Source organism: Erwinia sp. BNK-24-b (genome assembly GCF_047456155.1).
In the GTDB taxonomy this organism is placed as follows: Bacteria; Pseudomonadota; Gammaproteobacteria; order Enterobacterales; family Enterobacteriaceae; genus Erwinia; species Erwinia phyllosphaerae.
In genome coordinates this window covers 2,893,977-2,920,563 of sequence record NZ_CP179901.1, presented here as the reverse complement: position 1 = coordinate 2,920,563, position 26,587 = coordinate 2,893,977, and the positions used below count along the sequence as shown (strand labels likewise).

General features: G+C 54.9%; 29 protein-coding genes. 18 read left to right on the top strand and 11 right to left on the bottom strand.

Features of this window, described 5'->3' with window-relative positions:
* Window positions 1-107 precede the first annotated feature (107 nt).
* Complete coding sequence (locus tag ACMGGR_RS13270; RefSeq protein WP_414147073.1) at window positions 108-1,202, bottom strand: NADH:flavin oxidoreductase/NADH oxidase; 1,095 nt, start codon at window positions 1,200-1,202, stop codon at window positions 108-110.
* A 208-nt stretch (window positions 1,203-1,410) separates the two neighbouring features.
* Here ACMGGR_RS13270 and ACMGGR_RS13265 point away from each other — a divergent pair, with 208 nt between their 5' ends.
* From ACMGGR_RS13265 to proP, 3 genes are all read left to right on the top strand, one after another.
* Entirely contained in the window at window positions 1,411-2,463 is a 1,053-nt protein-coding gene (locus ACMGGR_RS13265) for a rhodanese-related sulfurtransferase (RefSeq protein ID WP_246758715.1), read from the top strand.
* 321 nt (window positions 2,464-2,784) lie between these two features.
* Entirely contained in the window at window positions 2,785-3,378 is a 594-nt protein-coding gene (locus tag ACMGGR_RS13260; protein ID WP_246758717.1) for an NADPH-dependent FMN reductase, read from the top strand.
* Between the two features lie 317 nt (window positions 3,379-3,695).
* Window positions 3,696-5,165, top strand: coding sequence for a glycine betaine/L-proline transporter ProP (proP, locus tag ACMGGR_RS13255; protein ID WP_246758718.1), 1,470 nt, complete (start codon window positions 3,696-3,698; stop codon window positions 5,163-5,165).
* A 78-nt stretch (window positions 5,166-5,243) separates the two neighbouring features.
* Here proP and solA read toward each other — a convergent pair whose 3' ends face one another.
* The 7 genes from solA to grxB all read right to left on the bottom strand — a co-directional run bounded on the left by solA (window position 5,244) and on the right by grxB (window position 10,264).
* A complete protein-coding gene (gene solA, locus ACMGGR_RS13250) occupies window positions 5,244-6,350 on the bottom strand; it encodes an N-methyl-L-tryptophan oxidase (RefSeq protein ID WP_414147072.1) in 1,107 nt (368 codons plus the stop codon).
* Between the two features lie 105 nt (window positions 6,351-6,455).
* On the bottom strand, window positions 6,456-6,710 hold the full coding sequence (gene bssS, locus ACMGGR_RS13245; protein ID WP_246758720.1) for a biofilm formation regulator BssS: 255 nt from the start codon (window positions 6,708-6,710) through the stop codon (window positions 6,456-6,458).
* Window positions 6,711-6,947: 237 nt separating this feature from the next.
* A complete protein-coding gene (locus tag ACMGGR_RS13240) occupies window positions 6,948-7,166 on the bottom strand; it encodes a hypothetical protein (protein WP_414148962.1) in 219 nt (72 codons plus the stop codon).
* 162 nt (window positions 7,167-7,328) lie between these two features.
* Window positions 7,329-7,574, bottom strand: coding sequence for a DNA damage-inducible protein I (dinI, locus tag ACMGGR_RS13235; RefSeq protein WP_246758723.1), 246 nt, complete (start codon window positions 7,572-7,574; stop codon window positions 7,329-7,331).
* A 72-nt stretch (window positions 7,575-7,646) separates the two neighbouring features.
* Window positions 7,647-8,690: a dihydroorotase gene (gene pyrC / locus ACMGGR_RS13230; protein ID WP_246758724.1), complete on the bottom strand. Its 1,044-nt coding sequence runs from the start codon at window positions 8,688-8,690 to the stop codon at window positions 7,647-7,649.
* A gap of 210 nt (window positions 8,691-8,900) precedes the next feature.
* On the bottom strand, window positions 8,901-9,464 hold the full coding sequence (locus tag ACMGGR_RS13225) for a lipoprotein (RefSeq protein ID WP_414147071.1): 564 nt from the start codon (window positions 9,462-9,464) through the stop codon (window positions 8,901-8,903).
* A gap of 152 nt (window positions 9,465-9,616) precedes the next feature.
* Window positions 9,617-10,264 carry a glutaredoxin 2 gene (gene grxB, locus ACMGGR_RS13220; protein ID WP_414147070.1) on the bottom strand — a complete coding sequence of 216 codons (648 nt, stop codon included), beginning with the start codon at window positions 10,262-10,264 and terminating at the stop codon, window positions 9,617-9,619.
* Between the two features lie 317 nt (window positions 10,265-10,581).
* Between grxB and rimJ the strand changes: the two genes are divergently transcribed.
* From rimJ to murJ, 4 genes are all read left to right on the top strand, one after another.
* Window positions 10,582-11,178 carry a ribosomal protein S5-alanine N-acetyltransferase gene (rimJ, locus tag ACMGGR_RS13215; protein WP_246758727.1) on the top strand — a complete coding sequence of 199 codons (597 nt, stop codon included), beginning with the start codon at window positions 10,582-10,584 and terminating at the stop codon, window positions 11,176-11,178.
* On the top strand, window positions 11,178-11,831 hold the full coding sequence (locus tag ACMGGR_RS13210; protein ID WP_414147069.1) for a DUF480 domain-containing protein: 654 nt from the start codon (window positions 11,178-11,180) through the stop codon (window positions 11,829-11,831). The genes rimJ and ACMGGR_RS13210 overlap by 1 nt, the downstream gene beginning before the upstream one ends.
* A 162-nt stretch (window positions 11,832-11,993) precedes the next feature.
* Window positions 11,994-12,908 carry a Gfo/Idh/MocA family protein gene (locus ACMGGR_RS13205; RefSeq protein ID WP_414147068.1) on the top strand — a complete coding sequence of 305 codons (915 nt, stop codon included), beginning with the start codon at window positions 11,994-11,996 and terminating at the stop codon, window positions 12,906-12,908.
* A gap of 128 nt (window positions 12,909-13,036) precedes the next feature.
* Window positions 13,037-14,575, top strand: coding sequence for a murein biosynthesis integral membrane protein MurJ (gene murJ / locus ACMGGR_RS13200; protein ID WP_414147067.1), 1,539 nt, complete (start codon window positions 13,037-13,039; stop codon window positions 14,573-14,575).
* Window positions 14,576-14,686: 111 nt separating this feature from the next.
* Here the strand turns inward: murJ and flgN are convergent, their stop codons facing one another.
* The 3 genes from flgN to flgA form a co-directional block, all read right to left on the bottom strand.
* Window positions 14,687-15,118 carry a flagellar export chaperone FlgN gene (gene flgN, locus ACMGGR_RS13195; protein WP_246758734.1) on the bottom strand — a complete coding sequence of 144 codons (432 nt, stop codon included), beginning with the start codon at window positions 15,116-15,118 and terminating at the stop codon, window positions 14,687-14,689.
* Window positions 15,119-15,122: 4 nt separating this feature from the next.
* Complete coding sequence (flgM, locus tag ACMGGR_RS13190) at window positions 15,123-15,425, bottom strand: flagellar biosynthesis anti-sigma factor FlgM (RefSeq protein ID WP_414147066.1); 303 nt, start codon at window positions 15,423-15,425, stop codon at window positions 15,123-15,125.
* A gap of 100 nt (window positions 15,426-15,525) precedes the next feature.
* The gene (flgA, locus tag ACMGGR_RS13185) at window positions 15,526-16,191 is read right to left on the bottom strand and encodes a flagellar basal body P-ring formation chaperone FlgA (RefSeq protein WP_246758736.1); all 666 of its coding nucleotides are present in this window, start codon (window positions 16,189-16,191) and stop codon (window positions 15,526-15,528) included.
* Window positions 16,192-16,346: 155 nt separating this feature from the next.
* Between flgA and flgB the strand changes: the two genes are divergently transcribed.
* From flgB to flgL, 11 genes are all read left to right on the top strand, one after another.
* Window positions 16,347-16,760 (top strand): flagellar basal body rod protein FlgB, encoded by a 414-nt coding sequence (gene flgB, locus ACMGGR_RS13180; protein WP_246758737.1) that lies wholly within the window; start codon window positions 16,347-16,349, stop codon window positions 16,758-16,760.
* A 3-nt stretch (window positions 16,761-16,763) separates the two neighbouring features.
* Window positions 16,764-17,168 carry a flagellar basal body rod protein FlgC gene (gene flgC / locus ACMGGR_RS13175; protein WP_414147065.1) on the top strand — a complete coding sequence of 135 codons (405 nt, stop codon included), beginning with the start codon at window positions 16,764-16,766 and terminating at the stop codon, window positions 17,166-17,168.
* Window positions 17,169-17,179: 11 nt separating this feature from the next.
* The gene (gene flgD / locus ACMGGR_RS13170; RefSeq protein WP_246758740.1) at window positions 17,180-17,851 is read left to right on the top strand and encodes a flagellar hook assembly protein FlgD; all 672 of its coding nucleotides are present in this window, start codon (window positions 17,180-17,182) and stop codon (window positions 17,849-17,851) included.
* Window positions 17,852-17,877: 26 nt separating this feature from the next.
* Window positions 17,878-19,086, top strand: coding sequence for a flagellar hook protein FlgE (gene flgE, locus ACMGGR_RS13165; RefSeq protein WP_414147064.1), 1,209 nt, complete (start codon window positions 17,878-17,880; stop codon window positions 19,084-19,086).
* Between the two features lie 21 nt (window positions 19,087-19,107).
* Entirely contained in the window at window positions 19,108-19,848 is a 741-nt protein-coding gene (locus ACMGGR_RS13160; RefSeq protein ID WP_246758742.1) for a flagellar basal body rod protein FlgF, read from the top strand.
* 17 nt (window positions 19,849-19,865) lie between these two features.
* Window positions 19,866-20,648 (top strand): flagellar basal-body rod protein FlgG, encoded by a 783-nt coding sequence (gene flgG / locus ACMGGR_RS13155; RefSeq protein WP_246758743.1) that lies wholly within the window; start codon window positions 19,866-19,868, stop codon window positions 20,646-20,648.
* 72 nt (window positions 20,649-20,720) lie between these two features.
* Window positions 20,721-21,422, top strand: coding sequence for a flagellar basal body L-ring protein FlgH (locus ACMGGR_RS13150; protein ID WP_246758744.1), 702 nt, complete (start codon window positions 20,721-20,723; stop codon window positions 21,420-21,422).
* Window positions 21,423-21,431: 9 nt separating this feature from the next.
* A complete protein-coding gene (locus ACMGGR_RS13145; protein ID WP_281434519.1) occupies window positions 21,432-22,529 on the top strand; it encodes a flagellar basal body P-ring protein FlgI in 1,098 nt (365 codons plus the stop codon).
* Window positions 22,529-23,470: a flagellar assembly peptidoglycan hydrolase FlgJ gene (gene flgJ / locus ACMGGR_RS13140; protein ID WP_246758746.1), complete on the top strand. Its 942-nt coding sequence runs from the start codon at window positions 22,529-22,531 to the stop codon at window positions 23,468-23,470. The genes ACMGGR_RS13145 and flgJ overlap by 1 nt, the downstream gene beginning before the upstream one ends.
* A gap of 121 nt (window positions 23,471-23,591) precedes the next feature.
* On the top strand, window positions 23,592-25,244 hold the full coding sequence (gene flgK / locus ACMGGR_RS13135; RefSeq protein WP_246758747.1) for a flagellar hook-associated protein FlgK: 1,653 nt from the start codon (window positions 23,592-23,594) through the stop codon (window positions 25,242-25,244).
* A gap of 20 nt (window positions 25,245-25,264) precedes the next feature.
* Window positions 25,265-26,230 carry a flagellar hook-associated protein FlgL gene (gene flgL, locus ACMGGR_RS13130; RefSeq protein WP_246758748.1) on the top strand — a complete coding sequence of 322 codons (966 nt, stop codon included), beginning with the start codon at window positions 25,265-25,267 and terminating at the stop codon, window positions 26,228-26,230.
* The last annotated feature ends 357 nt before the right edge of the window (window positions 26,231-26,587 follow it).

Below are 26,587 nucleotides of genomic sequence, written 5' to 3'. Positions count from 1 at the left end.
GTTTATGACCTATTGTGCCATTTTTTGACGGTAAACTGAATTAATGCGTGGGGATTCAAGCGGTTTATAACGCCAGACGCACGATGGCGCTGGCGTTAACAGGTACATCAGGAGTTAAACAGGCCTTTTACTTCATGCGGTTCGCAGCGCCAGTACTGCTCTGGTGCATCAACTTTTGCGCCCAGGGCGGCAGCGGCATGCCACGGCCAGCGTGGGTTATATAACATGCCGCGCGCCAGGGCGACCATATCGGCCTCCTGCTCTACCAGCACGGCTTCGGCCTGATGTGGCTCGGTGATCAGCCCCACAGCAATAACCGGAACAGACACTTCTTTTTTAATCGCCGCGGAGAAAGGCACCTGATAGTTCGGGCCGACGCTGATTTTCTGCTCTGGCGCCAGGCCGCCGCTGGAGACGTGAATATAGGCACAGCCTTCTGCGGCCAGCGCTTTACTCAGTGCCACAGACTGTTCCAGATCCCAGCCGCCGTTCACCCAGTCAGTCGCGGAAATGCGCACGCCAACCGGCTTGTCCGCCGGGAAGACGCGGCGCACTTCACGGAAAACTTCCAGCGTCAGACGCATCCGGTTTTCCAGCGAGCCGCCATACTTATCTTCACGCTTATTGGACAGTGGCGATAAAAACTCATGCAGCAGATAACCGTGCGCGGCATGAACCTCAATCAGATCCAGGCCCAGGCGGTCGGCACGGATGGCGCTATCGACAAACGCCTGCTTAATCTCTTCAATACGCTCGGCGGTCAGCGCCAGCGGCGTATTGTCGCCCTCGTCAAAAGGGACGGCGGAAGGCGCGGAGGTCTGCCAGCCACCCTGTTCCGGCTGCAAAAATTTGCCGCCGTGCCACGGTACATCGGTAGAGGCCTTGCGTCCGGCATGGGCGAGCTGAATGCCGATTGGCATTTTGGAATATTTACGCACGTCGTGCAGCACTTCGCCCAGCGCCTGTTCGGTCTGGTCATCCCACAGCCCTAAATCCTGCGGCGTGATGCGTCCGGCAGGCTCAATCGCTGCGGCTTCAATAATTAACAGTCCCGCTCCGGAAAGCGCCAGATGGCCAAGATGAATGCGGTGCCAGGCTGTTGCTTTGCCGTGCTCGGCGGAATACTGACACATAGGGGCAATGGCGATACGGTTTTTAAGCGTTAACTTACCCAGACTGATTGGGCTAAATAGCTGGCTCATGCACTTTCTCCATAAATGTAAGACTGAACAGGCTAACTATAGGCAGATTTTTTTGTGATGTTGGTCAGGATATGCTTTTTTGTCACTTGCATAACGCCAGCTTCGGTAGCTTCTTTTTTACAAACCCGCTGGATTTCGGTTTGATTCTGACAACATTCAGGTATGATAGCGCCCGCAAAATTTCTCAAAAGTCGCAGGAACGTACACCATGCCAGTGTTACATAACCTTGTTTCTAATGAAGAGCTGAAAGCGCGGATGCTGGCCGAGACCGAGCCGCGTACCACAGTCTCCTTCTACAAGTATTTCACCATCAACGATCCAAAAGCCTTCCGTGATGCGCTTTATATCGCCTTAACAAAATTAAAAGTCTTTGGTCGCGTTTACGTCGCTGCGGAAGGCATTAACGCGCAGATCAGCGTACCGGCCAGCCAGTACGAAGCGATGAAGGCGATGCTGTACGCTTTCGATCCGGCGCTGGATAACCTGCGCATGAATATCGCGCTCGACGATGATGGGAAATCGTTCTGGGTGCTGCGCCTGAAAGTGCGCGAACGCATCGTTGCCGACGGTATTACCGATGAAACTTTTGACGCCAGCGACGTTGGCGGCTATCTCAAGGCGGGCGAAGTCAACGCCATGCTGGACGATCCGGACGCGGTTTTTGTCGATATGCGTAACCACTATGAATATGAAGTGGGCCATTTTGACAACGCGCTGGAAATTCCGGCGGACACCTTCCGCGATCAGCTGCCGATGGCGGTTGATATGCTGCAGGACAACAAAGACAAAAAAATCGTGATGTACTGCACCGGCGGTATTCGCTGTGAAAAAGCCAGTGCGTGGATGCGTCACAACGGCTTTGAAAATGTTTATCACATTGAAGGCGGGATTATTGAGTACGCCCGTCGCGCGCGCGAGCAGGGCTTGCCGGTACGCTTCAAGGGGAAAAACTTTGTCTTTGACGAGCGTATGGGCGAACGTATTTCAGAAGATGTTATCGCACATTGCCACCAGTGCGGGACGGCCTGCGATACGCATGTAAACTGTAAAAACGACGGTTGTCATCTGCTGTTTATCCAGTGTCCGAGCTGCGCGGAAAAATATCACGATTGCTGTAGCCCAATCTGCATGGAAGAGCTGGCGCTAACGCCGGAAGAGCAGCGTGCTCGCCGGGCGGGACGCGAAAACGGCAATAAAATTTTCAACAAGTCGCGCGGCTTGCTAAATATGACGCTGAAAATCCCCACGCCGGATAATTAAGTTTTCAGCGCAGTTACCGGCAAGGACGCCGGTCGCTTTTATATTTTTTATCTTATCAGGCCCATGTTATGCGGTTTGGTATTGGCTAAAGCCGCCGATTCTCATCGGTCATTCTCTGACCCCCTGCTTGCTGAACGCTCGTCCTCATTGGCCGTTGCGGCATTTCTGCTTGCATAATGATGCCGCCGATAGTTACAACATACTAAAAACACCGTTTAGCGTCGGCTTTGGCTAGGGAGTATGCTGGCTTATCTCAGAGCATGACAGCTGGTCAATAATTCATGTACCAGCTGCTAACACAGTTCGACAAAAGGGAAAACAATGAGCCATAAACCCCGGATTCTTGCCGTTGCGGGCAGCCTGCGTAGCGCCTCGGTTAACCATCTTTTTCTGCGAGCCATGCAGCTTATTAAGCCAGAGAACATAGATTTCAGGATCTACTCAGAGCTGGGCCGCCTGCCGCTGTTTAATGCGGACAATGATGAGCAGGCTGGTGAAGAGGTTAGTCGCTGGCGTAAGGCGCTTGCCGAGGCCGATATGCTCTTACTGGTAAGCCCCGAGTATGCGCACGGTGTTTCAGGCGTGATGAAAAATGCGCTGGACTGGATTGTTGGCAGCGGAGAGCTAATGGAAAAGCGGCTGGCCTTTCCCAACCTTTCAGTGCGTGCAACGCTTGCGCAGGCGCAGCTGACGGAAATGCTGCATATCCTCGGTTGTCGATTGATAGAAGATTGCAGTCCCCGGGCCACTACTGAACATCCGCTAATGCTGCCTGCAATGGATGAACAGTCGCTGCTGGCTGACAAACGCACCGGGCCAGAGCTAAGAAAACTCTGGCTGCATCTTGAGCAAGCCCTGCTGGTGGATCCAGAGAACCTGCAAAGTAATACCGCCGGACGTCATCTCTGGGGATAGCAGAAAGACACTAATACCTTTTCCTTCGGCGTTTTGTAAAACGTCGGAGGGAAGAGGGCTAACGGCCCAGCTTTTCTGTCTGACTTGCACAATGGCCACACGATTTACCAGTGAATAAATCGGCTATTACAGCGATTTCTGTCACAAACTTGATAAAAAGGAGCCTGTCGTATAGAGTAAATTCCCGTAAAGAAACGTTTTTACCCGCTGTACTTTCAAACTTTGCTGCTTTATAGCTTTCATTCCCTCTCTTCACCCCAGGCTCCACCGGCAACGAAAGCTATGATGCTGCCAGTCATTCTCACTAAGGGGATTGTATGAGCACGCAACCAGAAACCAGACACAAAAAGCACTTCTGGCAGAAAAAATCGAAAGAACTCACCGTAGACGATATCACCATCGTTGATAAAGACATGCTGAAGCGCGCCGTCGGTGCAGCTGCGCTGGGCAACGCCATGGAATGGTTTGATTTTGGCGTCTACAGCTATCTTGCGGTCACTATTGGTAAAGTCTTCTTCCCCGGCGGTAGCTCTGCGGCGCAGCTGCTTGCGGCTTTCGGTGCCTTTGCGGCGGCTTTCGTGGTGCGTCCCATCGGCGGGCTGGTCTTTGGCCCGCTGGGTGACAAGGTAGGGCGTCAGAAAGTACTGGCCGTCACGATGATCATGATGGCTATCGGCACCTTCTGTATCGGCCTGATACCCAGCTATAACAGCATCGGTATCCTGGCACCTGTCCTGCTGCTGGTAGCCCGTCTGGTTCAGGGTTTCTCCACCGGCGGCGAATATGGCGGTGCCGCGACCTTCATCGCGGAATACTCTACCGATAACCGTCGCGGCTTTATGGGCAGCTTCCTGGAGTTCGGTACGCTGGGTGGCTACCTGCTCGGCGCGGGCCTGGTTACCGGCCTGACCGCCGCCATGCCGGAAGCAACGCTGCTGGACTGGGGCTGGCGTATTCCATTCTTTATCGCCGCACCGCTTGGCCTGTTCGGACTCTACGTGCGCCTGAAGCTGGAAGAAACGCCGGCGTTCCAGAAGCATATGGAAAAACAGGACGCGCTGGAGCACAGCAAACCGCGCCTGACGCTGCTGCAAATGCTTAGCAAATACCGCGCGCAGATGCTGAAGTGTATCGGCCTGGTGCTGCTGTTTAACGTCTCTAACTATATGCTGACCTCTTATATGCCAAGCTACCTCACTGGCGTGCTGGGTCTGAGCGAGATGAGCAGCCTGCTGCTGATTCTGGTAGTGATGTTTGTGATGATGCCGCTGACGCTGTTTTCCGGTCACTGGAACGATCGCCTGGGCCGTCGTCCGGTGATCTTAAGCGGCGCAATTGGTTTGATCGTGCTGGCCGTACCTTGTCTGATGCTGATTGGCTCCGGCAATATGTGGCTGGTGTTCGCGGGCCTGATTATTCTGGGCGTGCTGCATACCTGCTTCAGCGGGTCAATGCCTGCCACGCTGCCTGCGCTGTTTGCTACGGATATTCGTTACAGCGCGCTGGCTATCGGCTTTAACCTGTCCGTTTCGCTGTTTGGCGGTACGACGCCGCTGATGACCACCTGGCTGGTAGAAACCACGCATAATCTGATGATGCCTGCTTACTATCTGATGGGGGCTGGCGTTATTGGCGTGATCACCGTTTTCACTATGCGTGAAACGGCGCGCAAGCCGCTGAACGGATCGGCACCGGCGGTGGCCAGCAAAGCGGAAGCGCACAAGCTGATTAATAAACTCCGTCTGCGTCAGCAAAAGAAAGACGCAGCGGCAATAGCGTCAAAATAATTTTCCGGGAAACTATAACGTTATTTACGGAAGTTATCTGAGTGGAAAAGACGGCAATTTATTGCCGTCTTTTTTTATTTAAAAGCGGCTAAGGGAGAAGGGCGTTAAATCGAATTCTGTCGATTTGTTTTGCGCAAACCGGGCCGCTATTTCACCTAATACCGTGGCAAATTTAAAACCGTGTCCGCTTAGGCCGGTAATAATCATCCTGTCCGGATTTAGCGTATCGATAATAAAATCTTCATCCGCCGTATTATCATAAGTGCAGGCTTCGCCACGCAGGCAAACGCCGACGCCGGGCAAAAAATGGCGTAAAAAGTTAAACAGCTCGCTGCCATCTTCGGCTACGGCACCAAAAGGCTTACGCTGTTCCGGCGCGGTAATCGGCTGACCACCGTCGTGCTTGCCGATTTTGATCGCGTTGTTATCTGCAGGAAAACCATAAAAGTGTGTGCCGTCAGGCATCTCGACGGTGAAAGCCGGAAATTTATTATTTTCACTGTAGCGGCCGTCGGCCTGATGCCAGGCGAAGACTTTTCTCACCGGCGTAACGGGTAGCGAAGGCAGCAGTGTTTTAACCCATGTTCCCGCACTGACCAACAGCTTTTTCCCGCGGAAAATGCCTTCTGAAGTCTCCACCAGCTGTAATCCGTCGCGCTCGCCCAGTGCCGTAACTGCACAGTTGAACAGCTGTGCACAGCCGGCCTGTTCACATAAACGGATAAGATGGCGTAGCGCCAGTTCTGACTTCAGGTAGCCGGAGCGCGGTTCAAAGACGCCGATATAACCTTCAGGAACAGAGAGTTGTGGCCAGCGGCGTGCGGCTTCTTCACCGGTTAACACTTCCACCGGTAAACTGAATGCATCGGCGCTTTGCCGAACGTTGCGGATAAATTCGGAATTAACAGGAGCAAGATTAATGACGCCGCTGCGCTGCATAATACGTTCGCCACACCGCTGCTCCAGTTCGTCCCATAGCTGCTGGGCACGCAGTACCAGCGGAACGTAGCGAGCGCCTTCGCCGTACGCGTGACGGATTAAACGTGATTCACCGTGATGGCTCCCTTCACGATGCGGCGGGTGCGCACGGTCAATCATCAGCACATTCAGGCCCGCCTGGTTGGCGTACCATGCCGCCGCTGCGCCCACCGAGCCGCTGCCTACCACTATTAAGTCATATACCATCTGCACCTGGCTCCTTAGTTAAACCGGCAATCAGGGCAGGATAACAAAAGCGCCGCTAATGAAAAAGGCACCCGTATGGGTGCCTTCAGGGTAACGCGTTCGAAATTAGTGCTTTTTGTAATCGCGATCCTGATATTCTGTCGCTTCTATCTTGGCTATGCCAGCTTCGAGAATAGAGATAAATTGCCTGGCTACGTCGGTGGTCAACCAATAGGTTTGACCCACTTCTGCCTCATCGCTCGGCTGCTCGTTAGAGGTAAGCGAATGCAAACGGATCATCATCGCATCGTAGCTGTCCACGGTACTGATATCCCACCCAATGAGGGGATGCGTCTGGATAACCTCTTTGTTTCTGTCCATTATAACCCCCTTATTACTCGTGTTGACAATGACAACGAAGTGATTTATCGAGGTTCAAAGCGGCCTTTTTTCATAGAGCAGGATAATTATAACAGAAATTCTGCTGCCCACAGAACGAAGTTTCAATTAAGGCCATTTGACTCTGTTTTTAACGGGATTAGCGTACGCAGAAACTTTTAATCCGTCCCGATAATATAAATATCGGCAGAGAAATAATAAAACTTGAATAAATATTATTCACCCGGCTCGTTTGGCCAGTTCTTCTGCCAGCGCGGCAAAATGCTGCTGTTTATTTTCATCGTGCTCCGGGCGCGTTGCTTCCAGACGCAGCTTTTCAACCAGCAGCAGCGAAGCGCGCTCATCGAGACAAAGAGAGAGGGAAGAGAAGGCGACTTCGAGCACGCTTAAACGGCGCTGCTGATCGGCAATCAGCGCCAGCAGTTCACCAAAGGTCATCGCTTCTTCAGGGTTTTCGACATTCACAGCGTCCTCTTAGCCAACGGCGGTCATTAATCGGGTGTGACTACTATAGACAGATTCTGGCAGGCGCGAACAGGGGGAAGACGAAAAAAGCCGGGCGGCGAACCCGGCAAAAAACGGAAGAGAGGGCAGAGCCGATCAGTCGGTGATAAACCAGTCGTCGGCGCTTTCCCAGGTTTCCTGCAGGATATCGGTGATTTGGTCTTTCGCCTCTTTACCGCCGCCCATCACCGTCAGATTATTGGCGGCTGCATAGCGCACCGAGACGCTGTGGGCGGATTCAGGAAATTGCTTGTCGATACGTTTGCTTAGCTCTGCCGACAGCGCGTCAATCGCGCCAGCCGGCAGAGAGGTAGTTTTTGCGACAGTGACTTCAATACGCATAAAAGCCTCCGATTAATGTACTGTGAATATATACAGCAAAGGAACCGGACGCAATCCTTTTTATCCTGCGTGTTACAGCTCTACGCGCCAGTTCAGCGTCTCGCCCGCCAGGAACGGTACCAGCGTATCTTCGCCAAGGGTCACGCTTTCCGGCACCGTCCACGGCTGACGTACCAGCTTGAGGGTGCCTTCGTTCAGCGGCAAACCATAAAAGCGCGGGCCATTTTCGGAACAGAAAGCGGCAAAATGCTCCAGCGCGTCCATTTCCTCAAATACCGTAGCGTAGGCGGGAAGTGAAGAGGGGGCGTTGAAGACGCCCGCGCAGCCGCAGCTGGCCTCTTTACGATGACGCAAATGCGGTGCCGTATCCGTTCCCAGAAAGAAACGGTCGTTACCGCTGGCGATAACCTTTCTTAAGGCTTCCTGATGCACGTTGCGCTTCAGGATTGGCAGGCAGTAAAGATGCGGGCGCACGCCGCCAACCAGCATGTGATTGCGGTTAAACATCAGGTGCTGTGGCGTAATGGTCGCGCCCAGAAAACGATTGCCTTCCTGCACGTAAGCCGCGGCTTCTTTGGTAGTGATGTGTTCAAAAACCACCTTCAGTTCCGGATACTGTTTACGCAGCGGCTCCATCACCGTTTCGATAAAGCGCGCCTCACGGTCAAAAATATCAACGTGTGAGTCGGTCACTTCACCATGGATCAACAGCGGCATACCGATTTTTTGCATGCGCTCCAGCACCAGCGCAATAGAGGCGATATTGGTCACGCCGTGGCTGGAGTTGGTCGTGGCATGCGCCGGATAGAGTTTCGCGGCGGTAAAGACGCCTTCGTTAAAGCCTTTCTCGACTTCATCCGCATCAAGCGAGTCGGTCAGGTAGCAGGTCATTAAGGGCGTAAAAGCGTGGCCGTCAGGAATGGCCGCCAGAATACGCTCGCGGTAGGCGATGGCGGCGGCAACGCTGGTCACTGGCGGCACCAGGTTAGGCATAACGATAGCGCGGCCGTTCACCTCGCTGGTAAAGGGCAGCACGGTTTTCAGCATCTCATCATCTCGCAGATGGATATGCCAGTCGTCTGGGCGGCGGATTACAAGCTGAGGGTGTGCAGTCATTACGGGCTCCGGCAGAAAGGAAATCGATATGGCGCGATTTGGCCGGGTATCAAGGATAGGGGCAAAGCCAAACGTTTGCACCTGCTTTATGAAAGAAGTTGCAAAAAAGCGCTGCTCCGTAAGAGAAGAGGAAGTCTGCCTGAAGCTTACCGTAAATTTGCAGCGTGTCGGACTGGCGTAACGGCCTGCCAGCAGGCAGGCCATAAGCGATTAATTGGTAAACGGAATGATCAGCTCGCCGGGTTTTACTTCCAGCCCTTTGGCAAAACGCTTCGCCAGCGACTCTGCCTTGCTGCGATCCGTGCTCAGGACGTAAGCCGGTTTCTGATTAAAGTAATCTTTCAACGACTGATTCAGATAAGGGGTTAACGTATTCAGCGCGCCCTGCATCTTTTCCGGCTGCGCCTGCACGTCGGTGAGCTGCATATCTTTCAGGTAAATGACGCCTTTATCCTTGTCAAAAACCGGCTGCGCTTTCATGGTCAGCAGCATTACCGCGTGCTGTGGACCGAACAGCGAGCTGATATCCACCGTGGCTTTACCGGAAAGCGTTACCTTATTGGGTTCTTCACGCCCAATCTTGCTGCTGAGGTCGGTCAGCACAATATGGGCATCGACCAGTCCGGCAACGCCAATCTGTTTTTCAAAATTGTTATGTTTTTGCAGCGCCTGGTTTACTTCCTGCTCGCTGATGCTGTACTGCGTCAGCTGATTACAGCCGGTTAACATACCCACCAGCAACAGGGCGCTTAGCCCCCAAAAAAACTTTTTCATAGTGCTCCTCTGAACTTGAGACGTCAGATACCCCTTCTGACGCGAAGCGCTAGCTTGCCGGACAAACGGCCGAGAGTCACCAGGCTGGCGGTAAAGGTTGCGGGAAAATTTGTGACGAAATAAAGCGGGGCCACGAATGTGGCCCCGGAAGATCAGGCGGCAACAGAGGAGAGCAGGGTAACCTGGGTTTGTTTCGCCATATTGTCGCGATAGTCGGCCACGCGGCTGGGATACTCTACTCCTGCCACCAGCGTCAGCGAGCGCAGTACAGGGAACAGACGAATATCATCCAGCGAAAGCTCGCCGTTTACGGCATTGGGTTTCACGATTAGCTTATCGAGCTTGCGTAGGTCATCGTTGATATTCTTGATAAAGCCTTCCGAGTGCTGCAGCAGTTCGTCAAAGCTGCCAACGTTGGCCTCTTTTTTATTTTTGAAATAGCTGCGCGCCTCCGGCGTGGCGAATTCGGCAAAAGGTGCTTTGGCGATACGCGGCAGCAGAAGCTTATTCAAATAGCCGTTAACGTGGCGCAGCCAGTCGCTGATGGCCGGATTAGTGCGCCCCGTCAGCAGCGGTTCGCGGTCGCTTTTATCTACATAGTCGACGATATCAAGGCTTTCCGGCATGCAGCTACCGTCTTCCTTCATCAGGATCGGCGCCATTTTCTGACCGATCAATTTTTTCGGCGTTTCTTCGTCATCATTGGCCATAACGATCAGTTCAACCGGCAGATTTTTTAAACCAAAAATCATGCGGGCTTTTACGCAGAACGGACAGTGATCGTAAATAAACAGTTTCAAGAATGCCTCCTTACAGCGGTGAAGATTAACGGTCTTGCCTGTAATCTTCTGAATGTATTAAGGGAGTATGGAAGAGATTTAGCACGAGGGCAAACCGCGGTATAAGCGCGAAAATCAGGGCGAAGGCGGGAAGTAAGCGTCATTGAGAGCGCATTTTATCCGCTATTTTCAGCGGCTTCCGTCATTATTTTTTGAAATTTCACCCGCAATATTTTACATGGCTAACCGGGCGGTTATAGTGAAGAGAAGCTGCTTAAACCGGCCAGCCACTCTTTTGCGCCGGTATTTAACCTAACTGCCCCTGCTCAGGAGAGAAGATGTTTGGCTATCGTTCCGCTGCGCCCAAAGTTCGTCTGACCACCGACAGGCTGGTCGTGCGTCTAATCCACGAGCGCGACGCCTGGCGTCTGGCGGATTATTATGCAGAAAACCGGCTGTTTCTTAAGCCCTGGGAGCCGATTCGCGACGAGAGCCACTGCTATCCTTCCGGCTGGCAGGCGCGGCTGGGGCTGATAACCGATATGCATAAGCAGGGCAGCGCCTACTATTTTGCGGTGATGGATCCGGACGAAAACGAAGTGCGCGGCGTGGCAAACTTCAGTAATGTGGTGCGCGGCTCTTTCCACGCCTGCTATCTGGGCTACTCGCTGGGGCAGAAGTGGCAGGGCCAGGGCATGATGTTTGAGGCATTACAGTCGGCGATTCGCTATATGCAGCGCCAGCAACGGATGCACCGTATCATGGCTAACTATATGCCGCATAATCAGCGTAGCGGCGATCTGCTGGCGCGGCTCGGCTTTGAGAAAGAGGGCTATGCCAAAGATTATCTGCTGATTGACGGACGCTGGCAGGATCACGTGTTGACCGCGCTGACTGCCAGAGAATGGACACCTGAACGACGTGGATCCTTTTAATGAAAATGACGCTTTCGCCCGTTGAGGCGCGCATTATCGGCTGTCTCCTGGAAAAACAGGTCACCACGCCGGACCAATATCCTATGTCGCTGAACGGCGTCGTGACGGCCTGCAACCAGAAATCAAACCGTGAACCGGTGATGACGCTTGGTGAAACCAGCGTGCAGGATTCGCTGGACATGCTGGCTAAAAAACATCTGATTACCGCTTTTAGCGGTGCCGGGCAGCGGGTAGTGAAGTACGAACATCGTTTTTGTAACAGCGAGTTCGGCCAGCTAAAACTGTCCCCCGCCGAGTTTGCGCTGGTCGCCACGCTGCTGCTGCGCGGCGCGCAAACGCCGGGCGAACTGCGTACGCGCAGTACTCGCCTGCATGAATTTGCCGATATGGCCGAGGTGGAGCAGACGCTGGAAAATCTGGCGACGCGAGAAGATGGCCCTTTTGTGGTCAGGCTGGCACGCGAGCCAGGCAAGCGAGAAAGCCGCTATATGCATCTTTTCAGCGGCCAGGTGGATGAAGCGGCGCTGGCCGTTACCGATACAGCGACGGAAAATGGCGATCTGAACGAGCGCGTTGCCGACCTGGAGCGCGAAATGGCAGAGCTCAGGCAACAGCTGGCAAAGCTTACTGCCATAGTTAACGGTGAAAATTGAAGCAGGCGCGGCTTACAGAACCGCAACCAGCCATAGCGAGCACGGCTGAAACAGCCTGAGTCAGATGATGGCGGGCGTAGCAGAATCGGATAAGTTAACCGGCGTCGCCGGATGCTGAAATAACGACAGGGCTTAAGGCCGCATAGTCGCCAGGAGTGTGTGATGACGTTACGTATAGGGATGGTCGGTTTAGGCAATATTGCGCAAAAAGCCTGGCTACCGGTGTTGGCTAACGCCCGGGACTTTCAGTTTGTCGGCGCGTTTTCTCCCGGCCAGCAGAAAGCCCGCGCGGTATGCGACAGCTGGCGTATTCCGCTTTACAGTACGCTGGACGGGCTGAGCGACGCCTGCGATGCTCTCTTTGTTCATACCTCCACCGCCACGCACTTCAGCATTGTCAAGCAGCTGCTGCTGGCGGGAAAAGATGTCTGCGTCGACAAGCCGCTGGCGGCTACGCTTGCTGAAGCTGAGCAGCTGGTGGCACTGGCGCACAGGCACGGGCGCAAACTGATGGTAGCTTTTAACCGCCGTTTTGCGCCTCGTTATCTTCAGCTGAAGCAGGTTAACCATCTCGCTTCGCTGCGCATGGATAAGCATCGCTGTGACAGCGTCGGGCCGCACGATCTTTTCTTTACCTTACTGGATGACTATCTGCACGTGGTGGATACGGCGCTGTGGCTGGGCGGCGGGGGAACGCTACAGGGCGGCATTTTACAAACCAACGATGAAGGCGAAATGCTCTACGCCGAGCACCATTTTCATTACGGCAATCTGCAAATCACTACCAGTATGCACCGACGGGCGGGGACGCAGCGTGAATCGGTGGTGGCGATAGCGGACGGCAGCGTCTGGCAGGTTGATGAGATGCGTGAACTCCGTCAGGAAACCGCTGGCCGCCTGATTATTGAGCCGGTACCGGGCTGGCAAAGCACGCTAGAGCAGCGAGGATTTGTTGGCGCCGCCCGTCATTTTATTGACTGCGTGCAAAATCAGACTATGCCGCAAACCTCCGGCGAGCAGGCGCTGGCCGCGCAGCGCGTTATTGAAAAGCTCTGGCGCGACAGCGACAGAGAATAACGTGTAACAATCGAATATGGTTATTTAGCGCTATATCAGTAGACTATGCCCACCTTCAGGCGGTTTGCCCGTGGCCGAGTAATTACCGTGGCCCGAGCCGCATCCTTGCAAAAAAAATCAGGAAGAAAATGAACCTGTTGAAATCACTGGCAGCGGTCAGCTCGATGACCCTGTTTTCTCGCGTGCTGGGATTTGCGCGCGATGCCATAGTGGCGCGCGTTTTCGGCGCGGGAATGGCAACCGACGCCTTCTTTGTCGCCTTTAAGTTACCTAATTTGCTGCGCCGTATCTTTGCTGAAGGCGCGTTTTCCCAGGCTTTTGTGCCCATTCTTGCCGAGTATAAAAGTAAGCAGGGCGAGGAAGCGACGCGGGTTTTTGTCGCTTACGTTTCCGGTTTGCTGACGCTGGCGCTGGCGATTATCACGCTGGCCGGGATGTTTGCCGCGCCGTGGGTGATTCTGGTTACCGCACCGGGCTTTGCCGATACCGCCGATAAGTTCGCGCTGACTTCGGCACTGCTGCGCGTCACCTTCCCCTACATCATGCTTATCTCTCTGGCCTCGCTGGCGGGCGCAATCCTCAATACCTGGAACCGTTTTTCCGTTCCGGCCTTTGCGCCCACGCTGCTGAATGTCAGCATGATCGGTTTTGCGCTGTTTGCCGCACCGCATTTTCATCCGCCGGTGATGGCGCTGGCCTGGGCCGTCGTGGCTGGCGGCGTGCTGCAGCTGGGCTATCAGCTGCCGCATTTAAAGAAAATCGGCATGCTGGTGCTGCCGCGCCTGAATTTGAAGGATGCGGGCGTCTGGCGAGTGATGCGCCAGATGGGGCCAGCGATACTGGGCGTTTCAGTGAGCCAGATTTCGCTGATCATTAACACTATTTTTGCCTCTTTTCTGGTTTCGGGCTCCGTTTCCTGGATGTATTACGCCGACCGTCTGATGGAGTTTCCTTCCGGCGTGCTGGGCGTGGCGCTGGGCACTATTCTGCTGCCTTCGCTGGCGAAAAGCTTTGCCAGCAACAATCACCAGGAATATAACCGCCTGATGGACTGGGGATTACGTCTCTGCTTCGTGCTGGCGCTGCCGAGCGCGGTGGCGCTGGGGATTATTGCCAAACCGCTGACTATTTCACTGTTCCAGTACGGCAAGTTTTCCGCTTTCGATGCCGCAATGACCCAGCGCGCGCTGGTCGCCTATTCGGTTGGCCTGATGGGGCTGATCGTGGTGAAAATCCTGGCACCGGGCTTCTATTCGCGGCAGGACATTAAAACGCCGGTAAAAATCGCCATTATTACCCTGGTAATGACGCAGCTGATGAACCTGGCGTTTATCGGGCCGCTGAAGCATGCCGGTCTGGCGCTGTCGATTGGCCTGGCGGCCTGCCTGAACGCTTCGCTGCTGTACTGGCAGCTCAGAAAGCAGAAAATTTTTCAGCCGCAGCCCGGCTGGTTTAGCTTTCTGCTGCGGCTGGTGATTGCCGTGGTGGCGATGGCGGCGGCGCTGGTGGGCATTCTCTGGGTAATGCCGGACTGGGCGCAAGGCAACATGCTGATGCGCTTACTGCGGCTGGCGGCAGTCTGTGCCGTGGGCGGCGGCGTCTACTTTGCGGTACTGGCGCTGCTGGGTTTCCGCGTGAAAGATTTCGCCCGCACAACAATCGCCTGAAAACAGCGGTAAAACAAAAGCAAAACCCCGGTCATCTGCCGGGGTTTTTTATGCGTGGCGCTCAACGGCGCCTTACTTTAAGGCTAACGCTTAACGTATCTTCTTAAAGACTTACACTTTACGGTTCACGTAGCTGCTTGAAGTCGCCTGGCCATCCGGGCCGTAGAAGCTCTGCGTCTGATAAGGTTTCAATACCTCAATCGCCTTTTCAGTAAAGGAGATTTGATGATTCAGCAGCATGCCGTTGTGTAAATTGGTGTCGCGCAGTTTTACTGTCTGTTCCTGAAGGGCTGACCAGCGACGGGCCATTTCTGGCTGACCGCTGTAGGGCGCATAAACGCCAGCCTCTTTCTCCGCGTCGCGGCGCAGCTGCTCAAGAAAGTTGAGCGTCGCCAGCAGAGAACCTTTATCTTCCGTAATACGCTGCAGTAAGCTGCTGTTGATCTGGCCGCCTGAGAGCTGTTGGTGCTCTGCCGTCATTACGTCAGCCAGACTTTTCAGTACTTCCAACATTTTATCAAGCGCGGTCAGCAGCTTAGTCATTTACCTAGTTACCTTCTATAGAGTCTTTGGCCTGCTGAATCAGGGCATCGGCAATTTTGCCGGTATCCATTTTCAACTCGCCATTACGGATAGCGCTCTTCAGCTGCTCAACGCGCGCGGTGTTAATATCCTGCGAGCTGGCTTTGGTCAGCTGCGACTGGGCGCCGCTCAATACTACCTGAGTACCCGACGGGGTAGTTTTCGTTTCTGTCTCTGTCTTCTGGGCCTTTGGCGTGGCAACTTCGGGAAGATCGCGAGGCTGCACAGTGCTGGCTGGCTTCGTAGGCTGAGTTCTGTCGATGCTCATATCTGGCTCCTGTAAGTTCAGGCAAATCGCGGCCTGAATAGCTAAGTGTATTACGTCTGTTATTTACACTATCGGCAGAGATGAAGCCATCTTTAGCTGTTTATAGCGTTATAAGAATATTCCCATCCGGGCCGACTTTACCGCTAACAATCTGTCCCGAATTCATTCTGACTCTGACCAGCTGCGCGGCGGTCGCATTATTCATGGCGCGCCCCTCGCTGGCAACATTAAAACCGTCTCCGCTGGCAATAACATTAACGTTATCACCTGCTTTTACTCGCCACGGCTGGCGCACCATCATCATCGTGAGCGGCTGGCCGGGAATAATATCCCGCAGCGCAATGCCGTCAGCCACGTCGGCGGCGTTAATAACCGCACGTGCCGGTAACGTATCCAGACGGCCATGTACGACTTTTAAATCATCTGCGGTCAGCGCCGTGCCGCGTACCACCTGGCGAGCCGCCACCAGATAGTCACCCTCAACCTGAACCTGTACCTGCAGGTAACGGCGATTCTGATCGCAGTTAGCAGCCACGCTCATGTTGCCCCACATCCGGCTATTGCCCGGTAAAGAAAATTGTGGAGCCTCACAGGTGGGCCATTGCGTCTGTGGCGTTTTGACCACCACGCTCAGAGTATCGGCGCCCTGGCCGGTTTCTCCATAGCGCGCTTTAAAAAATTGATTGAGCTGGGCCGTTAAGTCGGCGGCGCTGGCGGACATTGTCGCCATCCCCAGTCCCAGCAGGAAGAAAGTCAAACCACGCATTTTTTTCATCCTCAGTACAACATGGCAACAATTCTACTGACGCCCGCGCAAAGTCAAGGCGCAAATTAACGACGCTTTTTAGCGCTATTCCGCCGATCAGATTATTCCTGGTCCGCTTATTCTCTCCTCACTGAAATTCAACTTGCGGAGGAAGCATGCTCGACAAACTTGACGCGGCACTGCGGTTTAACACCGAAGCGCTAAACCTGCGTGCCCAGCGGCAGGAGATCCTGGCATCTAACATCGCTAACGCGGACACGCCGGGCTATCAGGCGCGCGATATCGATTTTGCCAGCCAGCTGAGCAAAGTGATGGAGCAGGGCCGGGCGCAGGGAACGGGCATGTCGCTGGCGACAACGTCATCACGCCATATCGCTGCACAGTCGGCGGAACCTTCATCAGCGGACCTGATGTACCGCGTGCCCTCCCAGCCTTCGCTGGATGGCAACACGGTGGATATGGACCGTGAACGTACCGAGTTCGCCGATAACAGCCTGAAGTACCAGACGGATTTGACCGTCATCAGCGGGCAGATCAAAAGCATGATGTCCGTACTACAGGGGCAATAATTTATGGCTTTACTGAATATTTTTAACATCGCCGGTTCGGCAATGGCCGCCCAGTCGCAGCGCCTGAACGTCAGCGCCAGTAACCTGGCCAACGCCGACAGCGTCACCGGCCCGGATGGTCAGCCTTATGTGGCAAAGCAGGTCGTCTTCCAGACCGACGCGCAGCCAGGCGAAGCAACCGGTGGCGTACGCGTGTCGCAGGTCGTTGATGACCCGACGCCAGCAAAACTGGTTTACGAGCCGGGTAATCCGATGGCAGACGCCAAGGGCTACGTAAAGATGCCAAACGTCGATGTGGTCGGGGAAACGGTTAACACCATGTCGGCCTCGCGCAGCTACCAGGCCAACGTTGAAGTACTGAATACCGTGAAACAAATGATGATGAAAACCCTGACCATGGGTCAATAAGGAACAGGCAGATGGGCATTACCGTTGGCGTTAATGAGTCACTTGATAACACAGCTATTACCTCGTCGTCGTCGACTACCGATACCTCGGCAGCCGACCTGCAAAGTAACTTCCTGACCCTGTTGGTCACGCAGTTGAAAAACCAGGACCCGACGAATCCGATGGACAACAGCCAGCTGACTACCCAGCTGGCGCAGATCAACACCCTGAGCGGTATTGAAAAACTGAACACCACGCTGGGATCGATTTCCGGCCAGATCAACAGCGGACAGTCTTTGCAGGCTTCCACGCTGATTGGTCACGGCGTGATGGTCGATGGCTCGCAGGTGCTGGTTGGCAGCAGCCAGACTACGCCGTTCGGCCTTAGCCTGACGCAGGCCTCCACGGCGACTACGGCAACTATTTCTGATTCGTCCGGCAAAGTGGTGCAAACCATCAACCTGGGCGCGCTGAGTGCCGGTGTCCATACCTTCTCATGGGATGGTTCACAGGCTGATGGCACCACGGCAACAGACGGTAAATACAGCGTGGCTATCAGCGCCAGCAACGCCAGCGGTCAGCTGGTCGCGCAGCCGCTGAACTATGCATTAGTTAATGGGGTTACTAACGACACCAGCGGTGCCGTTCTGGACCTCGGCACGATGGGTACGACCACCGTCGCGAATGTTCGTCAGATTATTTAACTTAACCCCAATTCAGGAATACACAGATGGCATTTTCTCAGGCAGTCAGTGGCTTAAACGCCGCCTCCAGCAACCTTGACGTTATCGGCAACAACATCGCTAACTCCGCAACGGTGGGTTTTAAATCCGCTACCGTTTCCTTCGCCGATATGTTCGCGGATTCTAAAGTGGGCCTGGGCGTAAAAGTGGCTGCGGTAACGCAGGACTTTAACGACGGTACCACCACTTCCACCAGCCGTGGCCTGGATGTGGCGATCAGCCAGTCTGGCTTCTTCCGTATGACCGACAGCAGCGGCGCGGTGTCCTATACCCGTAACGGCCAGTTTACCCTGGACGCCAACCGCAACATCGTCAACGCCAACGGCCTGCAGCTGACCGGCTATCCGGCAACCGGTACGCCACCAACCGTGCAGACCGGTGCTAACCCGGTTGCGCTGAGCATCCCAACAACGGCGATGGCGGCTAAATCGACCTCTACCGCAGCGCTGGTGGCGAACCTGAACTCTACCGACAGCGTGCCGACTACCACGCCGCTGGATATTAACAATACGGCTTCTTACAACAGCAAAGCGTCAATGACCACCTATGACTCGCTGGGTAACGAGCACAACCTGAACCTTTACTTCACCAAGACCGGCGACAACGCCTGGACCGTGAACGTGAAGGATGGCAGCGCAGCGGATCCAACGGCGGACGTGGGCACCTTTAACATGTCCTTTAACACCAGCGGTCAGCTGACCTCCACGGCAACCCAGTCGGTATCGCTGGCGGGCCTGAACGGTTCAGCCGCGACGACTTTCTCGCTGGATATGACCGGCAGCCAGCAGCAGAACACCGGCACCACAACGTTTGGTAACCCAACGCAGGATGGCTACAAGCCGGGCGACCTGACCAGCTACCAGATTAACAACGACGGCACCGTAGTCGGCAACTACTCCAACGAGAAAAGCCAGACTCTGGGGCAGATCGCGCTGGCTAACTTTGCTAACCCGGAAGGCCTGAAGTCTGAAGGTAACAACGTCTGGTCTGCAACCGCGTCTTCTGGTCAGGCACTGATTGGTCTGGCAGGCACCGGTAACCTGGGCACCCTGACCGCAGGCGCGCTGGAATCTTCCAACGTTGACCTGAGTAAAGAGCTGGTAAACATGATCGTGGCACAGCGTAACTATCAGTCCAACGCCCAGACCATCAAAACTCAGGACCAGATCCTCAACACCCTGGTCAACCTGCGTTAATTCGGCTAACAGGGGAGTCCTATGGATCACGCGATATATACAGCAATGGGGGCGGCAAGCCAGACCCTCGAACAGCAGGCAGTCACGGCCAACAACCTGGCCAATGCCTCAACGCCGGGCTTCCGTGCGCAGCTTAACGCGCTGCGTGCCGTGCCGGTGCAGGGCCAGTCGCTGCCAACCCGTACGCTGGTCACGGCTTCAACGCCGGGATCGGATATGACGCCAGGCGCGATGGACTATACCGGACGCTCGCTGGACGTTGCTGTTCGTCAGGATGGCTGGCTGGCGGTGCAGGCGGCAGATGGCTCTGAAGCCTACACCCGCAACGGCAACATGGAGTTAAACCCGGCCGGGCAGCTCACCATTCAGGGCAAGCTGGTCATGGGCGACGGTGGACCGATCGCCGTGCCGCAAGGGTCGGAAATCACCATTGCTGCTGACGGAACGATTACCGCGCTGAACCCGGGCGATCCGCCGAACGCCACTGTGCAGCTGGGACGGCTGAAGCTGGTGAAAGCCACCGGCTCGCAGGTGACTCGCGGTGACGACGGCCTGTTCCGTCCCACCGGTGGGGCACAGACATTGCAGAGCGACCCGACCATTCAGGTGATGCCTGGCGTGCTGGAAGGCAGCAACGTCAGCTCTACCCAGACCATGGTCGATATGATCGCTAACTCACGCCGCTTCGAGATGCAGATGAAAGTTATCTCCAGCGTCGATGAAAATGAACAACGCGCTAACCAGCTGCTGTCAATGAGCTAAGTGCAGAGGAATACAACATGATTAACTCTTTATGGATTGCCAAAACCGGTCTTGACGCTCAGCAAACTAATATGGACGTCATTTCGAACAACCTGGCAAACGTTAGCACCAACGGCTTTAAACGCCAGCGTGCCGTGTTTGAAGACCTGATGTACCAGACCATTCGTCAGCCTGGCGCGCAGTCTTCTGAGCAGACGACACTGCCTTCCGGTATGCAGATGGGTACAGGTACGCGTCCGGTAGCGACAGAACGTCTGCACACCCAGGGTAACCTGAACAAAACCGACTCATCGAAAGATGTGGCGATCAGCGGTCAGGGCTATTTCCAGGTGCAGATGCCGGACGGCACGCTGGCCTATACCCGCGACGGTTCTTTCCAGACTGACCAGAACGGCCAGCTGGTGACCAACGCCGGTTTCCCGGTGCAGCCTGCGATTACTATTCCGGCTAACGCACTGAGCATGACTATCGGCCGTGACGGCGTGGTCAGCGTAACGGTGCAGGGCCAGACTCAGCCGACGCAGGTTGGTCAGCTGACGCTGAGCACCTTTATTAACGATGCCGGTCTGGAAAGCAAAGGTGAAAACCTTTACCAGGAAACGCAGGCATCCGGTGCGCCAACGGACAGCACGCCAGGCAACAACGGCGCGGGCCTGCTCTATCAGGGCTATGTCGAAACCTCCAACGTTAACGTTGCCGAGGAACTGGTAAGCATGATTCAGACGCAGCGCGCCTATGAGATCAACAGTAAGGCAATCAGCACATCCGATCAGATGCTGGCCAAGCTGACTCAGCTGTAAGTAAAACAGCAGTAACGGCCGGGTTCGCCCGGCTCTGATAAAAGTTTTCATTCATTATTAAAGGTTAATTCCATGGCGAAGCAAATCTCAATGCCTGGACGCTTGTTGGTAGCCTTAGCGCTGCTGACGCTTAACGGTTGTGCTTTAGTTCCACGTAAGCCTCTGGTGGAAGGTTCGACAACGGCCCAGCCGCTGCCTGCTTCGCCACCGGTTGTTAACGGTTCCATTTTTCAGGGCGTGATGCCAATGAACTACGGCTACCAGCCGCTGTTCGAGGATCGTCGTCCACGTAATATTGGCGATACGCTGACCATTACCCTGCAGGAAAACGTCAGTGCCAGTAAGAGTTCCACCGCGTCTGCGGGACGCGACGGCAGTGCCACTGTGGGCCTGACCGCCGTACCAAGCGCGTTGACCGGCCTGCTGGGCGGCGACAAAGCTACGCTGGATGGCAGCGGCAAGAATACTTTTGCAGGTAAAGGCGGCGCTACGGCGAACAACACCTTTACCGGCACCATCACCGTGACCGTGAACCAGGTTCTGCCGAACGGCAACCTGAAAGTGGTCGGTGAGAAACAGATTGAGATTAACCAGGGTACGGAATTTATCCGCTTCTCGGGCGTGGTCAACCCACGCACCATCAGCGGCAGCAACAGCGTAATTTCGACCCAGGTGGCGGATGCCCGCATTGAGTACGTCGGCAACGGCTATATCAATGAGGCACAGACGATGGGCTGGCTGCAACGGTTCTTCCTGAACCTGTCACCATTCTAAGAGGTTAAAATGCGTAAGATTATTCGATTCACCCTGCTGCTGCTGACCGCTATCAGCGCCTTCGCCCACGCCGATCGCATTCGCGATTTGACCACGGTTGGCGGCGTACGCGATAACTCGCTGATCGGTTACGGTCTGGTGGTTGGCCTGGACGGGTCTGGTGACCAGACCACCCAGACGCCGTTTACCACGCAGAGTTTGAACAACATGTTGTCGCAGCTGGGTATTACTGTCCCAAGCGGCACCAACATGCAGCTGAAAAACGTGGCGGCGGTGATGGTCACCGCCAAGCTGCCAGCGTTCGGCCGCCAGGGGCAGGTGATTGACGTGGTGGTTTCCTCAATGGGTAACGCGAAGAGCCTGCGTGGCGGTACGCTGCTGATGACGCCGCTGAAAGGCGTCGACAATCAGGTTTACGCCCTGGCTCAGGGTAACATTCTGGTCGGCGGTGCGGGTGCTTCAGCAGGCGGCAGCAGCGTGACGGTAAACCAGGTTAACGGTGGTCGCATCACCGGCGGAGCCACCATTGAACGCGAGCTGTCGAATAACTTCGGTACCTCTAACGTCATTAACCTGTTCCTGAATGAAGAAGACTTCAGCATGGCGCAGCGCATCGCGGATGCGATTAACGGTCGCTACGGCTCAGCCCAGGCGCTGGATGGCCGTACCGTGCAGGTACAGGTTTCTGCCAACGGCACTTCCCAGGTTCGCCTGCTGGCCGATATCCAGAATATCGATGTGTCGGTGCCGATTCAGGACGCGAAAGTGATTATCAACTCGCGTACCGGCTCGGTAGTCATGAACCGCGAAGTGATGCTCAGTTCCTGCGCTATCGCTCAGGGCAATCTGTCGGTCACGGTTAACCAGCAGCAGAACGTTAGCCAGCCGAACACGCCGTTTGCGGGTGGCCAGACGGCAGTGACGCCGCAAACGCAGATCGATTTACGTCAGAGCGGTGGCGCACTGCAAAGCGTTAACGCCAGCGCCAATCTGAACAGCGTGGTTCGCGCACTGAACGCACTGGGCGCTACGCCAATCGACTTAATGTCTATCCTGCAGTCAATGCAGAGCGCGGGCTGTCTGCACGCCAAACTGGAAATTATCTGATGAGCGATACCCAGTCTCTGATGGGAGCCGCGTATGACAGCGGCGCCCTGAACACCCTGAAACGTCAGGCCAGCAGCGACCCGAAAGCGCATGCGCGGGAAGTTGCAAAGCAGGTAGAAGGGATGTTTGTACAAATGATGTTGAAAAGCATGCGTCAGGCGCTGCCGCAGGATGGCCTGCTGAGCACTGAACAGACGCGTCTTTATACGTCCATGTACGATCAGCAGATTGGGCAGCAGATCGCCTCTAAAGGACTGGGCCTGGCCGACATGATGGTCAAGCAAATGGAGCAGGCGCAGTCGCCCGATGAAAAAGCGGGCACCGTGCCGATGATGCTGGACAAAGACTTTATCAACACGCTGCCGCCGCTGGCGATGGAACAGATTGTGCGTAAGGCCGTACCGCGCTTACCAGCGCCTGCGGACACGCCGCTCAGCGGCGACAGCAGCGACTTTATCGCCAAACTGTCACAGCCGGCCATCGAGGCCAGCGCCGGTACCGGTATTCCTCATCACCTGATCCTGGCGCAGGCCGCGCTGGAGTCTGGCTGGGGACAGCGCCAGATCATGACCGCTGAAGGCAAGCCGAGCTACAACCTTTTTGGTATCAAAGCGACGGGCAGCTGGCAGGGCAAAACCACGGAAATCACCACCACCGAATATGAGCACGGCGAAGCGAAAAAGGTAAAAGCCAAATTCCGCGTTTACGACTCTTATTTCGATGCGCTGAACGACTACGTAAAACTGATTGCCAATAACCCGCGCTATCAGGCGGTTACCACGGCGGCGACGCCGGAGCAGGGCGCGAAAGCGTTACAGGCCGCAGGCTACGCAACCGATCCAAAATATGCGCAGAAGCTGGTGGGAATGATCCAGCAATTCAAAAATATGGGCGAAAAGGTCGTGAAGGCTTACACCCAGGATCTGGGCGATTTGTTCTGATTTCTCGCTCAAGTTTGCGTTAATTTTGCCGATAACTTTGTAAAGCCGGATTTGCGTTAACGCAGGCCGGTAACCGATTGTACTGCCGGGCCGTGCTGAGCCAGGGTGATAAGGAACCGACATGTCTAACTTAATTAATACCGCTATGACCGGTATCAACGCCGCTTCGGCCGCGTTGAGCACCACCAGTAACAACATTAGCAATTACAGCGTTGCCGGCTATTCACGTCAGACAACGGTTCTGGCTCAGGCAAGCAGTACGCTGAACGGTACGCAGTATTATGGTAACGGCGTTTCGGTTGCCAGCGTCAACCGCGAGTACGATGCGTTTATTACTAACCAGTTGCGCAGCGCCAGCACCCAGTCCAGCGCGTTGACCACGCAGTATAGCCAGATGTCGAACATTGACGATATGTTCTCCGGCACTACCAATACGCTGTCGACTACCGTGCAGGATTTTTTCTCTTCCCTGCAAACGCTGGTCAGTAACGCTTCTGACTCCTCGTCGCGTCAGGCAGTATTGGGCAAGGCAGATGGCCTGGTAAACCAGTTCAAAGTGACCGATACCTATCTGCGTAACGCGGACAGCAGCCTGAGCACCTCGATCACTTCCAGCGTCGACCAGATCAACGGCTACGCCAAACAGATCGCCAATATCAACCAGCAGATCACCAAGCTGAAAGGCGCGGGCGCGGGTAACTCCCCTAACGATCTGCTGGATCAGCGCGACCAGTTGGTCAGCGATCTGAACAATATTGTCGGCGTGACCGTCAGTCAGCAGGATGGCGGCAGCTACAACATCAGCATCGGCAACGGTATTTCGCTGGTACAGGGCGACAGCTATAACAAACTGGCCTCTGTCTCTTCCAGCGCCGATCCAACACGTAAAGTAGTGGCGACCGTGGACTCCACCAGCGGTAAAACCACTGAAATTCCCGATAGCCAGATTACAACCGGCTCGCTGGGCGGTCTGCTCGCTTTCCGTAGCGACCTGGATACAACCCGTAACCAGCTTGGCCAGATGGCGATGGCGCTGGGCGACAGCTTCAACACCCAGCACGAAGCGGGCTATGACAGCAATGGCGATGCGGGCGAAGCTTTCTTTAACCTTGGCGGCCCGTCCGTCACGGCAAATACAAAGAATACCAGTACGGCTTCCGTCTCTGCGGCGTGGACAGATACCAGCAGCGTAAAGGCCTCAGATTATACGGTGAGCTACGACGGCACCAACTGGAACGTCAAGCGCCAGTCCGACAATGCCAGCGTGACCGCCACGGCGGGAACGGACAGCAGCGGTAACCCAACGCTCAGTTTCGATGGCTTACAGCTGACGGTCAGCGGCACGCCTGCGGCGAAAGACAGCTTCCTGGTCAAGCCGGTAGCCAACACCATCGCTAATATGAGCGTGAACATTACCGACGAAGCTAAAGTCGCCGCTGCCGATGCCGATAATGGAGTAAGCAACAACAACAACGCGCAGTCGCTGCTGAATTTGCAGACCAAAGGTGTCATTAGCGGCGGCAGCACGATTACGCAGGGCTATGCCAGCATGGTTGCCACGATTGGCAACAAAACCAGCAACCTGGAAACGACCAGCACCACCCAGACGAACGTGGTAACGCAGCTGACCAACCAGCAGCAGTCCGTTTCCGGCGTCAACCTGGATGAAGAGTATGGCAACCTGACGCGCTACCAGCAGTATTACACGGCGAACGCGCAGATTTTGCAGACTGCCCAAACCATTTTTAACGCGCTGATTGGCGCCGTAAGCTGATTCCTCAGAAGGATAAAATCATGCGCTTAAGTACCACAATGATTTATGACCAGCAGATGCGCGGCATTTCTGATTCGCAGGCCAGCTGGCTGAAGTCAGGTCAACAGTTATCAACCGGCAAACGCGTGGTCAATCCATCGGATGACCCGGTCGCGGCGGCTCAGGCAGTTGTGCTTTCTCAGGCTCAGGCGCAAACCAGCCAGTACAAAACGGCCCGTAACTTCGCTACCAGTAATCTGTCACAGGAAGATACCAACCTGTCTCAGGTAACTAACGTGATTACCCAGGCACAGACGGCGGTTGTTGCGGCGTCTACCGGTACGCTGTCGGACGAAGACCGCTCGACTTATGCGACTACGCTGACCAGCCTGCGCGATCAGCTGATGAACCTGGCGAACTCGACGGATGGTAATGGCCGCTATATGTTCGCTGGCTATAAGTCGGATACCGCGCCTTTTACCCAGGACGCCAGCGGCAACGTGACCTATAACGGCGGCGATACGGCAATCAGCCAGAAAGTGGATGACAGCCGTACTATGGTGACCAACCATACCGGCAGCCAGGTGTTTACCAGCCTGACCAGCAATGCCACGCCAGAGCCGGACGGCAGCGCCAGCGAAGCCAATATTTTTACCACGCTGAATACGGCGATTAACGCGCTGAAGCAGCCGCTGGCAGATGCCGACGGAACCACTAAAGACGCGGCGGCGGCGGATATGGCGAAGGCCAACCGCGGTCTCCGTAACTCGATGAACAACGTACTGAAAGTGCAGTCTGAAGTGGGTACCCAGCTCAGCGAGCTGGATAATATTGAATCTAAAGCTGACGATACCACGCTGAACCAGTCAACCCAGATGAGTAACCTGGTTGATGCGGACTATACCAGTACGATTTCGTCCTACACCATGAAGCAGGCGGCGCTGCAGGCTTCTTATAAGGTGTTCAGCTCAATGTCACAGATGTCACTGTTTAAAATTAATTCTTAGGTTTACCCATTTTGGACGCGCTTAAACCGGGTTCGTCCACCTTTTTCCCGTCTTCAGATTAACCTCCTGACGACGGGATTTTTTTTGCCAGTAATAAACCCCCCTGTTCAAACTGATGCAGCAGCCCGGTAAAAACGGGGCGAGCAACTTTCGCCATCTTCTCGCACTATGCAGCTTTCTTAAACCGAACTTCTGTCGTAAACCTAAGCATGAAAATATAAGGCTATAGCCAAACGAAAAGTTTCACTGGCCGGTAATGCTGGCCCGTTGTCACCTCGCTGGCAGGCAGCTAAAAAAAGCCTCGGTTATCTCGCTGACAGGCGGCTAAAAAAAATCTCGGTCTCTTCGCTGGGAGGC

Coding starts and splice junctions, on each gene's coding strand:
- ACMGGR_RS13270 (WP_414147073.1), bottom strand. CDS start 1,202: ATGAGCCAGCTATTTAGCCCAATCAGTCTGGGTAAGTTAACGCTTAAA.
- ACMGGR_RS13265 (WP_246758715.1), top strand. CDS start 1,411: ATGCCAGTGTTACATAACCTTGTTTCTAATGAAGAGCTGAAAGCGCGG.
- ACMGGR_RS13260 (WP_246758717.1), top strand. CDS start 2,785: ATGAGCCATAAACCCCGGATTCTTGCCGTTGCGGGCAGCCTGCGTAGC.
- proP (WP_246758718.1), top strand. CDS start 3,696: ATGAGCACGCAACCAGAAACCAGACACAAAAAGCACTTCTGGCAGAAA.
- solA (WP_414147072.1), bottom strand. CDS start 6,350: ATGGTATATGACTTAATAGTGGTAGGCAGCGGCTCGGTGGGCGCAGCG.
- bssS (WP_246758720.1), bottom strand. CDS start 6,710: ATGGACAGAAACAAAGAGGTTATCCAGACGCATCCCCTCATTGGGTGG.
- ACMGGR_RS13240 (WP_414148962.1), bottom strand. CDS start 7,166: ATGACCTTTGGTGAACTGCTGGCGCTGATTGCCGATCAGCAGCGCCGT.
- dinI (WP_246758723.1), bottom strand. CDS start 7,574: ATGCGTATTGAAGTCACTGTCGCAAAAACTACCTCTCTGCCGGCTGGC.
- pyrC (WP_246758724.1), bottom strand. CDS start 8,690: ATGACTGCACACCCTCAGCTTGTAATCCGCCGCCCAGACGACTGGCAT.
- ACMGGR_RS13225 (WP_414147071.1), bottom strand. CDS start 9,464: ATGAAAAAGTTTTTTTGGGGGCTAAGCGCCCTGTTGCTGGTGGGTATG.
- rimJ (WP_246758727.1), top strand. CDS start 10,582: ATGTTTGGCTATCGTTCCGCTGCGCCCAAAGTTCGTCTGACCACCGAC.
- ACMGGR_RS13210 (WP_414147069.1), top strand. CDS start 11,178: ATGAAAATGACGCTTTCGCCCGTTGAGGCGCGCATTATCGGCTGTCTC.
- ACMGGR_RS13205 (WP_414147068.1), top strand. CDS start 11,994: ATGACGTTACGTATAGGGATGGTCGGTTTAGGCAATATTGCGCAAAAA.
- murJ (WP_414147067.1), top strand. CDS start 13,037: ATGAACCTGTTGAAATCACTGGCAGCGGTCAGCTCGATGACCCTGTTT.
- flgN (WP_246758734.1), bottom strand. CDS start 15,118: ATGACTAAGCTGCTGACCGCGCTTGATAAAATGTTGGAAGTACTGAAA.
- flgM (WP_414147066.1), bottom strand. CDS start 15,425: ATGAGCATCGACAGAACTCAGCCTACGAAGCCAGCCAGCACTGTGCAG.
- flgA (WP_246758736.1), bottom strand. CDS start 16,191: ATGCGTGGTTTGACTTTCTTCCTGCTGGGACTGGGGATGGCGACAATG.
- flgB (WP_246758737.1), top strand. CDS start 16,347: ATGCTCGACAAACTTGACGCGGCACTGCGGTTTAACACCGAAGCGCTA.
- flgC (WP_414147065.1), top strand. CDS start 16,764: ATGGCTTTACTGAATATTTTTAACATCGCCGGTTCGGCAATGGCCGCC.
- flgD (WP_246758740.1), top strand. CDS start 17,180: ATGGGCATTACCGTTGGCGTTAATGAGTCACTTGATAACACAGCTATT.
- flgE (WP_414147064.1), top strand. CDS start 17,878: ATGGCATTTTCTCAGGCAGTCAGTGGCTTAAACGCCGCCTCCAGCAAC.
- ACMGGR_RS13160 (WP_246758742.1), top strand. CDS start 19,108: ATGGATCACGCGATATATACAGCAATGGGGGCGGCAAGCCAGACCCTC.
- flgG (WP_246758743.1), top strand. CDS start 19,866: ATGATTAACTCTTTATGGATTGCCAAAACCGGTCTTGACGCTCAGCAA.
- ACMGGR_RS13150 (WP_246758744.1), top strand. CDS start 20,721: ATGGCGAAGCAAATCTCAATGCCTGGACGCTTGTTGGTAGCCTTAGCG.
- ACMGGR_RS13145 (WP_281434519.1), top strand. CDS start 21,432: ATGCGTAAGATTATTCGATTCACCCTGCTGCTGCTGACCGCTATCAGC.
- flgJ (WP_246758746.1), top strand. CDS start 22,529: ATGAGCGATACCCAGTCTCTGATGGGAGCCGCGTATGACAGCGGCGCC.
- flgK (WP_246758747.1), top strand. CDS start 23,592: ATGTCTAACTTAATTAATACCGCTATGACCGGTATCAACGCCGCTTCG.
- flgL (WP_246758748.1), top strand. CDS start 25,265: ATGCGCTTAAGTACCACAATGATTTATGACCAGCAGATGCGCGGCATT.